This is a genomic window from Bacillus sp. LQ16, assembly GCF_057784645.1.
In genome coordinates, this window is record NZ_CM173491.1 from 1,179,408 (window position 1) to 1,192,540 (window position 13,133).

Sequence of the window (13,133 nt, forward strand, 5' to 3'; positions counted from 1 at the left end):
GCATCACTTCTAGATGCTCTACTTGTTTCACATTACTGGTCAAACCAATTCCAAATCTCAATATCTCCAAGAGTCGCATAACGTACGTGCGGGGAGTTTTGTAATTTTAATAACTCTTTCGACGGGCCAGTAATAACAATTCCGTATACTTTTACACCGTTCTCTTTTACATACTCATAACGCTTATCTAAGTTCAGCTCTTTTTCAAGAGTCCAAGTAGTTTTACTTACAGTTTTTTTATGCTCAGAAAGAATGCGCATCATTTCGAGTACTTCATCTTCTTTTGTCTTCGGTCGTTCTGCTTCACTATCAGGGAGGTTTATATGTTCTGGAAATCCGATAACCTCTCCGCCATGTAGGATGAAATCTTCCTCATCTATTCTCTCTTGTCCTGTGTCTAAAGCGTACCATACAGGAGTTGGTGGCATTTCTTGTGCTTCAAATGTGCTATATAGAATAGATTCTAATTCTTGTAAAGTGTAAAGTTTGTCAAAAGATATCGCTACTTCTGCAACGGTTCCCTCATGTACTTTTGCAAGTGTATCCCACACTTTTTTAGATGGTTCTTTCAAATGATCACCTTGCTTTATTTTCGGATGAACAAAGGAAAGTTTAGAGTAATTCAATTTGTTTGCCCAAGATTTATTTGTAACAGTTACAGACGATAAGAAGCTTTTCGTTGTTACTGTACCGAATTGAACTTCTTTTTTGCCGACAGTTTTAACTAAATTCATTTCATTTTCTGTACGGAAAAAGGGTTTGATTTTTGTACTGCCTCCAGTGGAACGAATATTTGGAATTGTTGCTTCTAGTGCGAGTGCTGGAATCTCATTTACTTCAGCTAACTTTTTCATATTATTGAAGTAAAGAGAAGATGAAAAATGATCGGCAAAATAGATTGCTATACAAACCGCAAGAACAAAACTAACAGTTTGCCAACGCTGTTTCCATTTTATTTTCCAAAATGGGACATTAAGATTTTGTGGTGGTAGTCTTTTCTTGATCGGTGCACTCTTCGTAAGCAATTCATCCAAATACACTTCACATTCCTCACAAGTCTCTATATGATTTTCTAATTCTTCTTGTTCATCACGTGTGAGTGTTCCTTTTTCGTACTTCTCCCATAGTTTATTAAATGCTGCACAACCCATCTGTATCACTCCTCTATGTTTCTCGCTTCTTTCCGTCCGCGGTGTAATTCAATTTTCACTTTCGCTAATGAGAGACCGGTCATTTCTGCTATTTCCTTATAGGAGAATCCATAGTAATCTCGTAGTAGCAGGACATTTCGTCTTTCGAGCGGAAGAGAAGATAAACTTTCTAACCAACTAGCAATCTCAAATTTTACGAAATATTCATGTTCTGTACTTGGCATGTTTGGTAAATGGAATTCTTCCACTGTAGTTGTTTTATATTTTTTTTCTTTTCGATACCAATCGATAAAGGCGTTGTAGGCTATTGTAAATAACCACGGCCTAATTTCTTCGCCTTTATAATAATCAATATGGACGAGCATGCGGTAAAAGGTTTCCTGCATGAGATCTTCAGCAAAATGAGAATCTCCGGTTAGGGAGAGAAGATAGCGAAATAAATCATGCATATGATCTGAATAAATGTCTTCTAATGATTGTTTGCGTTTCACTAATTTCCCTCCCTTCATACATAACAACGAAATACATATAAAAAAGTTACAATTTTTTATGGAATTATAGTAAAAAACGTCAAGAATTGGATTGCGTTCTCTTTTATCATAATACATATAAGGCGGGTGAACAGAGATGGAAAGCTATGAAACACAAATTCAAAGGTCAATTGATTATATTGAGGAAGATGTAATGGAAAAACAAACGCTGCGTAATTTAGCTCGCATTGCAGGTTTTTCTGAGTCGCATTTTCATCGTGTATTTCAGGCATTAGTAGGTGATACAGTAATGGAGTATGTTCGAAAGAGGAGGTTAGCCCGGGCAGCTTATCAACTTTCTCATACGGATGAAAAAGTTATTGATATCGCGTTTGAACATGGCTTTCAATCTCACGAAACGTTCACGAGAGCCTTTAAAAAATTATTTCAAATGACACCGAGTGAATATCGAAAACAAGAAATCGAAACACCGATGTATTACAGAGTGAATGTAAAGCAAAGAAAATTAAATCCGTATTTAGGGGGCATACAAATGGAATATCGTATTGTAAATAAACCAGAATTTTTAGTGGCGGGTTATGAATTGAAGACGACAAGTAAAGAAGGGAAAAACCATCAAGACATTCCAGTATTTTGGCAAGAATATTTACAAAAAGATCTTGGGACAACAATTCCCAATCGTAAAGATACGAGCCAATGGGTAGAGCTTGGATTATGTACTGATTTTAATTTAGAAACAGGGGACTTCACTTACATTATCGGAATGGAAGTTACAGACTTTGAAAATGTACCAAATGAAATTGCGAAGCGTACTTTCCCGGCAGCAACATATGCAGTATTTACAACGCCGAAAGTTCCTCATGAAGAAATGGTATCGTCTATTCACCAAACTTGGAATGCAGTATTCTCAGAATGGTTCCCGCATTCAGGATATGAACATTGCGGTGTTACGGAGTTTGAACTGTACGATGAGCGTTGCCACGAAGATAAGAGTGAGTTTGCACAAGTAGAGCTTTGGATACCGGTGAAGAAAAAATAATAGGGTAAGAGCGAATCGTTGGGAGATGGTTCGCTTTTTCATAAAAGGGGAAATGGGAAAATGTTCAAAAAACTAGAATGTGTATCTATACATACGAAAGATATAGAAAGATCAGTTTCTTTCTATAAAGAAATGGGAATGAAGCAAAACTGGATGATAGAAAGAGAACTAGAAGAAGGGGTTATTTGGACGTTAATAGGATTGAAGTTTCCAGATGAGAAAAGTTCAGAGTTAGTAATAAGCAATCATCCGGATATTAATTTTACGGAAGTCGAAGTATTAGTAGAAGATGTACAACAAACGTATGAAAGTTTAAAAGATAATAAAGATGTAAAATGGATTCGCGAACCATTTCCAACAGAATCAGGACATGTTGCAGTAATGGAAGCACCTGATGAGAATGTGTTTGTGTTAGTAGGGAAATAGCTGAAATATGGAGTGACCTTTCATAGTGAGTTATGAAGGGTTATTTTTAATTTGTATAGTAGTAGAGGAAGTAGGTTAGTATTGTCGTTTTTTTCGGTAAGTCGATATATCTAGAAAATCGCTGATATAATTCGAGTTGCGCTGATATAATTTCATATACCGCTAAAACACCTCAAAAAAACGATCCACATAATTTCAATTACCGAAAAATTCTCCCAGAAAAGAAAAAAAGACGCCACATAGCGTCTTTCCTACGAACGAAACGGAAATACAAGAATAATCGTCGTTCCTTTTCCGAGTGCACTATCAACGGAAATTGTCCCGTTATGAGCATGAACGAGCTGTTTTGTAATGGCTAGGCCAAGTCCAGTTCCGATGTTGCTTTCTTCTGTGTTTGTTCCGCGGTAATATCGTTCAAATAGAAGTTCTTTCGTTTTTTCATCCATTCCTTTTCCGTCATCTGAAATGGAGAGTGTAAAGGAATTAGCGTTTTGTGATAATTTTACGATGACAGTAGTTGTTTCGTTATTATGTTTTACAGCATTTACGAGTAAGTTTTCGATAATACGCTGGAACCATTTTTCTTCAATGAAATATTGAATTTTATTTGAGCTCGGTACGAATTCAATATTTTGATTTTGGAGTGTTGGATTGTTAATAAATTGCAATAATACTTTTTGAACGAACTGATTGATTTCAACGTTTACGTGTTGGGCAGGAAGGCTGTTATTTTTTAATTGATACGTTAAGCTTAAATCATCAATTAATGTCGTCATATATTGAGATTTCTCTTTCATAACACTACCAAATTGCTGAATATCACGATCAGTCCAGTTATATTGATTCGATTCGAGTAATAATGCGTAGCCATATATAGAGCTAAGTGGTGTTTTTAAATCATGCGTTAGACCGGTAATCCATTCTTCTCGTGTTTGCTGAAGTACTTGCCTCATCGCATCGTTTTTTTTGAGTGTAATAGAAAGGTGTTCTAGTGAACTTGTTACATCTCTAAACAAACGGAATGACCATTTTTCTTTACCAGATCGCCGGAACCTGACAGGTTTTCCTTTTTTACTAATGGGTTCTTCATACTTTCCACCAGCGATATTTTTAAGCCAGCGCATCGCATGTAATAACGGTTTCCCGAATTTATTACCGTACCAAATAGAAAGAATGACTAAATAAACAAATACGATAAGAAGGATTAATCCGCATCCGATGAGAAACTTCTTAGTAAATACATCTTCAATTTCGTCATCTGGATAGTAGTGATCATTTTTCGCAGTCACAACGAGAAGGTTGCCACTATTTGCATCGTAAAAGCTAGACGTGTTTTCTTTATGATTCCACGGTTCTTTTTCATTAAGGGCGATTTGTATTGCTGAAAATGTTTTTTTCTTTCCAGCTGGATAGGCAAAAACCTCTTCGCCATTTTGATTAAATATTTGAAGTGCTGCTTTTTCTTTAGACAGTAACTGTTTTTCTTGATCTGTTAATGTAAACGAATCCATCGTTAAAGAGGAGTGATTCTTTTGAATTGCTGTCAGTAACGCATTGCTTTTTAACATACCACCATAAATAACAAGTACTTTCTTTTCTTCTAATTCAATTTCCCAATATGTAAATTTATAATTACTTTCGATATGATGTTGTATATATGCGACTAAAGATGTCTTCGTATAAGCATTCGGAACATCATTTGGTGTATTAAAGTGGTAGAGGATTTTTCCGTTTTCATCTACAACTTGGAGCCAATCATTTTTCTCCTTTATTAAATCTTGCACTTCAGATTGTAACGAAATATGCCCATCTTCTGAAGAGATGTATCTTGAAATTGTAAAACTATCAGAATCTGGAATATTAGGTTCGTATAAAGTACTAGTAAGAAGAAAAATTAAATAAGTAAAAGCAGCAACTACAGCGATAAGTAATGTAACTAAAACAAAAACGTGTTGCATGATAAATTGAATAATAAGTCGTTTATTAAAATTCATATCGTCACCCTACTTTGTAACGAACTTATAACCAAGCCCGCGAACGGTTTTTATATATTCTGGTTTACTTGGATCGTGTTCAATTTTTTCACGTAGTTTTCGAATGTGGACCATAACAGTGTTGTCATCGCCATTATAGGCAGGTGCTCCCCAAACTTTTTCGTATATTTCCTCTTTCGAAAATACGTAGTTTGGATTCTCGCAAAAGAAGAGTAGTAGTTGAAAGAGTTGAGCGGAACATTCGACAATGTGACCATCCACTGTCAGTTCTGCAGAGTGCTGATCAATTTCAAATCTTCCAAATGAAATCGAGTGTGATTTTTGTTCGTGTGGTACGGTTTGTTTCATATGTCTCCGAAGCTGTGCTTTCATACGTGCTACTACTTCTAATGGATTAAAGGGCTTCGTAATATAATCATCCGCACCGTATGAAAATCCGGATATTTTATCTAAATCAGATGCTTTTGCTGATAGGAAGAAAATTGGACAATCTGTTTGTTGGCGAATGATTGGACAAATATCAAAACCGGATTGTCCAGGAAGCATTACATCTAAAATAATTAAATCGTAATTGTTTTGCTTAGTTAGAGATAAAGCTAGTTCAGCTGATGTTGCAGTTGTAATATGAGAAAAACCTTCTTTTTCAAGAATGGTAGTTAGTAATTGTAAAATTGCTGTTTCATCATCAACAAGTAAAATATTTGCTTGGTACATAAAAATCCCTCCTAATTTTCTCGAATATCATATCATCATTTTGTAACTTATGGAATTTTTAAGGAAATTTTAAGGTTTTCTTTCGCAAAAAATTAAGAATCAAATGATATGATAAAAGTAACATAGGGGAGGAGATGAGTGTGAATCCGTTTCAAGTGATGCGAGCTAGATATTTTTTAATTGTATTTTCACTATTAATTTTAATAGCGAGAAGTAGTGGCGATTTGCTAACAAGTATATTTCATATACAAAATTCTTCTTTTATAAATATCCTTATATTCTATATCCTTCCGATCGTATGGATTTTTTATGAGTATAGAAAGCATCGCATTTCATTTTCATTGTTTGTTAATAAAAATGAAACATTTAACTTGGTGCAAGTTTTATACATTACGGTTATGTTGTGCATGTTTAGTTACGGGTATCTTATTTTGTATATGTATAGTTTTGCATGGATTACACCGGACTTTATTATGAATGCCCTGCATGAACCGATTATAGATAGTACTGGGGGATATGTATATCAAGTCATTAGGGTCGTATTCATCGCACCAATTATCGGGGAGTTTGTTTTTCGCGGATTTTTACTTCAACGTTTTGCAACAAAATGGGGAACGAGCATAGCGACCATCGTTGTAGCAATATTGTTTGCGTTGTTACATGTTGATTTCCTCGGTGCAGCCATATTCAGCATCGTATTATCAATCGTATATATTCGTACGAAAAGTTTACTCATGCCAATTGCAATACATATGTTAAACAATGCATTTGTAATGGGTGCGTCTTTTTTAATAAGTAGAGAAAAAATTATGAGTTTTGCTGATTTCTCAAATTACACGACATTCTTTCCTGGACTTATTATTTTTATAACAGGATTAAACTTAGTACTTATCTTTTTATTTGTTAATCGTAAATATTGGAGTAAAGAAGTGCCAGTTATATATGCAGAGCAGGAAAAGAGCTTTTCAGATATAGTGGGGAGTAAATGAGATGAAGAAGACGGTTGAAAAAATATTAAAAGACATTATAGATGCTACGTCTATTACAGATATGTGTGATAAAAGCGTTTGTCATTGGCTTCAACCTGTAGTAGATACGATTGTGTTTCCAGAGTAGTACTTATTTTCTAGTACTCATTTAAAAGAAAATATTATTTCTCTTCTTATTGTGTTCGGGGTTTTACTAATATTTGGTCTAATTGTAGAAGAAATGATGAAGCGCATCTTCAGAAAGAATGAAGAGAAGTATATGTGGATTCATAAAGTATTCGAGAAAGTAATGGTGGCTTTCCTTTTGTTTTATGGTATAAAAACAATCATTTACTTTATAGCTTTGAAACATCATTAATTCGAAATTTGAAAGGGATGTATAAAATTATATGAATGAAACGATATCATCAAATAAGTTTTTTTATTTGATTTTACTTAGTCTAGTGTTAATAACGACAGTGAATGTTATTTTGCGCTGGGAGGAAGCTTACTTTTTCATGTATTTAGCGCTTCATTTGCTAGGGATTTTATGTATAAGTGGTGGAGTGGTTACTGAAAAAAAGAATGAAGAAAGCGTTAATTATATGTGTGTTATCGGTCTTGTTTTACTTTTAGCTGTACAAGGTATTATGAAATATAGTTCTTTCTCTTTACAAGATTTTAATTTATTAATAGATGTACTTCCTTAAAGAGGCTTTTTATGTTATCTAAAAAGCAAGTAGGGTACGTGTGTTGGTTTGTACGTGCGATCCTTATTCCGGATTATGAACTAAAGAAAGTGTTTAAAGATAGGTAAAACTCTTCTTATGTAGAAGAGTTTTTTTATGTAAATAAAAGGATTTCGAGCAATTCACATAATAAGCTTGTTCTAATTTAGCGTGTACGAACTTACAATAATAATAGACAGGCAGCATAGAGGAGGGAATAGCGTGAGGAAGGTTATTGGTTGGTCGCTTTTTTTGTACGTTGGATTTGCGTTACTTATATATTGGTATTTATTTGGATGGAATCATGAACTTATTCCGGACATGTATAAAGGAACAAGTGCAGATCCAGAAACGTTTATGAGTGCGAGAGAGCTTACGCTAAGCCAAGATTATTCGCGCGTGAAAAATTTACTATACTTTTTAGCGACGCCTCTTGAATGGATTATTTTATTGTTTGTACTTGTGCTAGGTATTTCAAGAAAGTTTGAGAAATGGTCGAAGGAAACGACTAAAATAAGTGTCTTGCAAGTTGCGATTTATTTCTTTTATTTATCATTACTGACAACAGTGCTTGCCTTACCGATGCAATGGATTGGCCGGAAAGTGTCCGTTGATTACGGCATTTCAACGCAAAGCACACAAAGCTGGATTAAAGATCATGTTATCGGTTTTTGGGAAAGTTATGCGACTATGTTAATTGTAGTGACCGTTCTATTATGGCTTATCCGTAAATTTCCGAAGAGATGGTGGCTAGCAGGGTGGGCGCTCTCTGTTCCATTTACAATCTTTTTAACATTCATACAGCCTGTCGTTATTGACCCACTGTATAACGACTTTTCGACGCTGAAAAATAAAGAATTAGAAACGAAAATTTTAGCGATAGCAGACAAAGCGGACATTCCTGCTAAGCACGTATATGAAGTAAATATGTCAGAAAAAACGAATGCATTAAATGCTTACGTAACAGGAATTGGCCCTAACGCCCGTATTGTAATGTGGGATACAACGCTTAAGCAGTTAAAAGATAAAGAGATTTTATTTATCATGGCTCATGAAATGGGGCATTATGTTATGAAGCATATATATTTTGGCGTTGCAAGTTATGTATTGCTATCGTTTATAGGTATGTTTTTAATTAGTCGTATTATAAATATGTGTATTCGCAAATGGGGAGATACATTGCAAATTTCAAAAGTGGCATGTTTCTCCATTTTACCTTTATTTTTCTTAATTTCTTCTATACTCTCATTTGCAGTACAACCAGCAACAAACTATGTTTCACGTATAGAAGAAAGAGCGGCAGATCAATATGCTTTAAATATGACGAAGGATGGGAAATCTGGTGTGAAAACTTTTCAATATTTATCAAAAACAAGTTTAAGCCAAGTAAATCCGCCTGCGTTAGTGAAGTTTTTCTTATACACGCATCCACCAATTTTTGAAAGAATTCATGCATTTGAACAATATGAGAAACAAAGAAAAAAGGAGTAGCTATTATGCTACTTTTTTTTATAGAGATATAAGTTTCATATTGGGAATATTTATCATTGCTTTTTATTGCGATTTTGTAAATAATAAGCTATAAAATTCTAAAAATCTATATATAAAGGAATAAAGGTGAAAAAATGTATTTTTTACAAAATTTAAAAGTGAAATATAAATTATTAGCGCTTATTTCATTAGCAGTTTTAGGTATGGTAATTATGAGCAGTGTAGCAATTAATTCCATTAATAAGATTAAGCACGATACAGAGGTTGTAGTAGATGATTATCAAAATTCCGCAATTTTATTAGAAGGAATGCTTCGTACACAAAATTCACTAGAATATAACTTACTAGAATTAATTACGGCGTCACAAAATGAATTGGTAAATAAAGAGGGAATAATTGATAATATTGAAAAGGATCTTAAAAAATATGATTCTTTATTAAAAGAATATGATGATGGCGTTAATTTAAGTAAGCAAGAGGATGAGTTGTTTCAAAAGATGAAGAAATCTTTGCCAAGTTATATGGAGACATACAAGAAGTTGTTTGACAAAGCGAAGGTAACAAATGAATCTCAAATGGTAAACGAATTTCAAAAAAACTTAAAACCAAAGGGAGTAGAGTTAGCTGGTTATGCAGTGGATCTAGAATCGTATGTTTCAAACTTAGCTGATCAAGTGTTTAAAGATTCTCAAAAAATGATTGATCGATCCGTTATTACCTTTATCATTCTTGTAGTAGTTACTACAATCGTTATATGTATAGTAAGTTATATTATTAGTAAGCTTATAGTTGCACCTTTACAAACGGTTAGTCGTATGATGGAAAGAGCGAAAGAAGGAGATTTAACTGTACATGGTGATTATACTGCTAAGGATGAATTAGGTGTATTAGTAAGTAATTTTAATGAGATGATTGCAGGGCTAAGAACAAATATGCAAGAAGTAGAGAATAATATTCAGCTTCTATTCCAATATGCAGACGGAGTAGCATCTGCGTCAGAAGTATCTAGTAGTGCAGCAAAAAAAATCACTATGGATATTGAAGAAGTCGCAAATGGTGCAGAGAGTCAAATGCAAGCAATGGAACAAACTGCGGGTGCGATGGAAGAGTTGACACAAGGAATGCAGAGTATAGTCAATACATCATCCTCTGTAAATGAATTATCTGCTCAATCAGCATTAGATGCAGAGAGTGGTAACAAATTAATGAAACAAATGATTCAACAGATGGATACAATCCAAAATTCGGTACATAGCGGTGTGAAACAAGTAGAGACTATGAAAGAACAATCAGAAGAAATTGTTAAAATCATTGATGTAATGCAAGGTATTACCTCTCAGATTAACTTATTAGCATTAAACGCCGCAATTGAGGCTGCACGTGCTGGTGAAAGTGGTAGAGGATTTGCAATTGTGGCAGATGAAGTGCGGAAATTAGCAGAACAATCTAGTGATTCTGCAAAACAAATTGAGAATCTTATTACTCAAGTTATGGGAACAACGAACCATACGGTACATATGATGGGGAAAGTAGATAATGAGGTACAGGCAGGTACACAAGTAGTAATGCACACAGAAAAAGTATTTGGAACAATTACAGAAAAAGTACAACAAGTATCTGAGCAAATTCAAACGGTATCTATGTCTACAGATGAAATTGCAGCGAGTAGTGAGGAAATCTCGGCTTCTGCAGAAGACATGGCTCAAATTTCCCAAAGATCATCTGACCGAACTGATAGGGTAAAAGAGTCTATTCAACAGCAAGAAAAATCTGTTCAAGAGATTTCGGTTTCAATTGAACATATGCATAACGCAGCAGGAAAATTAAAACAAATAGTTGCCCAATTTACTCTTCAAAAGTAGTAGCATATTTGAGTGTTAATAAATATAAAAAAAGCATCCTCTTTTAATAAAAAAGGATGCTTTTTTTATTGCTACTATTCATAGACTTCGGGCATTTTCAAGGCGATGATTTATACATACTAGATTTGTATATTACTTGTTTTTTGACAGTTTAAGAGGTTTATCGATGAGAATTATTTCTGTATTAGTGTTTTTAGATCCTGCTGTTGCCAAACTATTAGACCGGATTTAGATGCAAGTAATAAGGATTATCCTTATATTTGTAGGGATGGCACTAACTTTTCGCGAGGGAAGAGAAGGCGAGTTATCAGTGAAGGGGAATGCTAACTCTGAAATATAAATCATGAATATAGTAACCTCCATTAGGTATTTCATTTACGCGCCAATAAAGGGAAGTTGTAAAGTGAAAAGGAGTTTATAAAGAGATTGTAGAATGTTTTAGTACATAACACCTTAGAGGTGACAACTTCCTTTTTGAAAAAGAAAGAAGGAGGCATAAAGCAGAAAGGTAGTGGAAATATTTCTTCTAGAAGATTTGCATTTTATCTTACATTCACCAAAAAAGAGTACTCCTGAAACAATGAAATTCATTTTATTTGAATGAAATAGGGAGAGAGGATAATGAAGAAAAAAATATTGGGTGTAATGATGATTGCGACAATGGCAGGAGGTATATTTGCAGGGACGAATGTGACGCCTGTAAAAGCGGAAGAGTATCCACAAATGATTGTGTTTGAAGATGTTCCATACGGATTTTGGGCATATGATGCTATTATGGATTTAGCATATCATAAAATTATATTAGGGTATGGAAACGGAAAGTATGGTGTTGGTGATCTTATAACACGTGAACAAGTAGCTGGGACTATTTACAGAACACTTGAGATAAAAGAAGAAGGGCCAGCAGCGAATCCATATAAAGATGTTTCTGATAGTACAACAACTTTTAAAAAGGAAATTTTGGCGTTAACAAAACGTGGTGTTTTTTCAGGGGATGGCCAAGGGAATTTTAGGCCGAAAGCACCAATCTCTAGAGCGGAAATGGCTGTCATTTTAAAACGAGCATTTAATTTTGAAACGAAACAAAAACATACATTTAAAGATATTCCAAAAGGCCACTGGGCAGAAGAGGCAATTAGTGCGTTACAATCTAATAATGTTGTGAGAGGAACTGGGAATGGCATGTATGAATTAAATCGCCCTGTACCTAGAGAACAATATGCTCAGTTTATTAATAATGCGATTATTAATTATCATTTGAAAGAGGATTGGAAATAGAGTGAAATATGAAAGCACAAATAGAAATATTTGTGCTTTTTTGTTTGTTTAAAAAAGAATTATTATTCGTTTATTTGTATTTTTAATGTTATACATAAGCTTTATAATCAACCCCATAAAAAAGACATGATGTGTAATATGATTCACAAAACCGTCACGAAATGTGTCGAAAAATATATTGTCGCTATACCATTTATTCTGTATATTTTTAAAAAAACATATACATATTGGGGAGATAATTTGATGAGCAAAAAATTATTAAAAACAGCTACAGCATTAACAATTATGGGTGGGGTGTTATTCTCAGCAGAGAGTAACAGTGTAAAAGCGGAAAGTGCACCGTTGCAAAAAACAAATACAATTGTATTTAAAGATGTACCAAAAGGACATTGGGCATATGAGGCAATTCATGAATTAGCGGAACAAGAAATTATTTTGGGATATGGCGATGGAATATTCGGTTTTGGGGATAATGTAACACGTGAGCAAGTTGCAGCTTTAATTTACCGTGTGTTTGATATGGAAGAACAAGATGAATATGAAAACCCATATGGAGATATTGATGAAAATTCAACAAGCTTTATCGAGGAGATATTGGCTTTAACGGAAATGGGAATTTTCCAGGGAGACGAGAATGGAAACTTTAGACCGAAGGCGACGTTAACGCGTGCGGAAATGGCACAAGTTCTTACGAATGCTTTTGACTTACAGGCCAAGGGATCTCATAACTTTAATGATGTTTCAGCAAATTCATGGGCAACGAATGCAATTAGTGCAGTACAAACAAATGGTATTACAATGGGAATCGGAGAAGGTAAATTCGGTCCGTCTATGAAGGTAACGAGAGAACAATACGCACAGTTTTTACATAGAGCAATATTGCATGATATGGAACAAGGGCAGTAATAAAGTTTAACTAGTCAAAGTGAAATTTAAAAATAATACAAAAAGGTCGTTGTTGTATAACAGCGGCCTTTTTTGTATGAAATAA

Annotated in this window: 12 protein-coding genes and 3 pseudogenes; 11 read left to right on the forward strand and 4 right to left on the reverse strand. The window is 34.3% G+C overall.

Annotation, left to right across the window (positions count from 1 at the left end):
* Positions 1 to 32 precede the first annotated feature (32 nt).
* Both AC3EMB_RS05935 and AC3EMB_RS05940 read right to left on the reverse strand, forming a co-directional pair.
* The gene (locus AC3EMB_RS05935; RefSeq protein WP_106822821.1) at positions 33 to 1,151 is read right to left on the reverse strand and encodes an anti-sigma factor; all 1,119 of its coding nucleotides are present in this window, start codon (positions 1,149 to 1,151) and stop codon (positions 33 to 35) included.
* 5 nt (positions 1,152 to 1,156) lie between these two features.
* Positions 1,157 to 1,660, reverse strand: a complete 504-nt coding sequence (locus AC3EMB_RS05940; protein WP_254489016.1) for an RNA polymerase sigma factor — start codon at positions 1,658 to 1,660, stop codon at positions 1,157 to 1,159.
* A gap of 118 nt (positions 1,661 to 1,778) precedes the next feature.
* On the opposite strand from AC3EMB_RS05940, the gene AC3EMB_RS05945 reads away from it, so the two are divergent.
* Positions 1,779 to 2,681, forward strand: coding sequence for an AraC family transcriptional regulator (locus AC3EMB_RS05945; protein WP_000446842.1), 903 nt, complete (start codon positions 1,779 to 1,781; stop codon positions 2,679 to 2,681).
* A 60-nt stretch (positions 2,682 to 2,741) separates the two neighbouring features.
* On the forward strand, positions 2,742 to 3,107 hold the full coding sequence (locus AC3EMB_RS05950) for a VOC family protein (protein WP_000473644.1): 366 nt from the start codon (positions 2,742 to 2,744) through the stop codon (positions 3,105 to 3,107).
* Positions 3,108 to 3,358: 251 nt separating this feature from the next.
* Here the strand turns inward: AC3EMB_RS05950 and AC3EMB_RS05955 are convergent, their stop codons facing one another.
* Positions 3,359 to 5,101, reverse strand: a complete 1,743-nt coding sequence (locus AC3EMB_RS05955; RefSeq protein WP_488517582.1) for a sensor histidine kinase — start codon at positions 5,099 to 5,101, stop codon at positions 3,359 to 3,361.
* 9 nt (positions 5,102 to 5,110) lie between these two features.
* Entirely contained in the window at positions 5,111 to 5,815 is a 705-nt protein-coding gene (locus AC3EMB_RS05960; RefSeq protein WP_095691248.1) for a response regulator transcription factor, read from the reverse strand.
* A 140-nt stretch (positions 5,816 to 5,955) separates the two neighbouring features.
* Here AC3EMB_RS05960 and AC3EMB_RS05965 point away from each other — a divergent pair, with 140 nt between their 5' ends.
* The 9 genes and pseudogenes from AC3EMB_RS05965 (at position 5,956) to AC3EMB_RS06005 (ending at position 13,048) form a co-directional block, all read left to right on the forward strand.
* Complete coding sequence (locus tag AC3EMB_RS05965) at positions 5,956 to 6,804, forward strand: CPBP family intramembrane glutamic endopeptidase (RefSeq protein ID WP_141241105.1); 849 nt, start codon at positions 5,956 to 5,958, stop codon at positions 6,802 to 6,804.
* Position 6,805: 1 nt separating this feature from the next.
* Positions 6,806 to 7,162 (forward strand): annotated as a pseudogene (locus AC3EMB_RS05970) (hypothetical protein).
* A gap of 31 nt (positions 7,163 to 7,193) precedes the next feature.
* Positions 7,194 to 7,493 (forward strand): DUF2101 family protein, encoded by a 300-nt coding sequence (locus AC3EMB_RS05975; RefSeq protein ID WP_016082517.1) that lies wholly within the window; start codon positions 7,194 to 7,196, stop codon positions 7,491 to 7,493.
* 240 nt (positions 7,494 to 7,733) lie between these two features.
* Positions 7,734 to 9,002, forward strand: a complete 1,269-nt coding sequence (locus AC3EMB_RS05980; protein WP_001233315.1) for a M48 family metallopeptidase — start codon at positions 7,734 to 7,736, stop codon at positions 9,000 to 9,002.
* 134 nt (positions 9,003 to 9,136) lie between these two features.
* Positions 9,137 to 9,916, forward strand: a pseudogene (locus tag AC3EMB_RS05985) (MCP four helix bundle domain-containing protein); the annotation flags it as partial.
* A 156-nt stretch (positions 9,917 to 10,072) separates the two neighbouring features.
* A complete protein-coding gene (locus AC3EMB_RS05990; RefSeq protein ID WP_404978265.1) occupies positions 10,073 to 10,864 on the forward strand; it encodes a methyl-accepting chemotaxis protein in 792 nt (263 codons plus the stop codon).
* 59 nt (positions 10,865 to 10,923) lie between these two features.
* Positions 10,924 to 11,204: pseudogene (locus AC3EMB_RS05995) on the forward strand (EamA family transporter); the annotation flags it as partial.
* 281 nt (positions 11,205 to 11,485) lie between these two features.
* The gene (locus AC3EMB_RS06000; protein WP_141241104.1) at positions 11,486 to 12,142 is read left to right on the forward strand and encodes an S-layer homology domain-containing protein; all 657 of its coding nucleotides are present in this window, start codon (positions 11,486 to 11,488) and stop codon (positions 12,140 to 12,142) included.
* Between the two features lie 138 nt (positions 12,143 to 12,280).
* Positions 12,281 to 13,048, forward strand: coding sequence for an S-layer homology domain-containing protein (locus AC3EMB_RS06005; protein ID WP_141241103.1), 768 nt, complete (start codon positions 12,281 to 12,283; stop codon positions 13,046 to 13,048).
* Positions 13,049 to 13,133 lie beyond the last annotated feature (85 nt).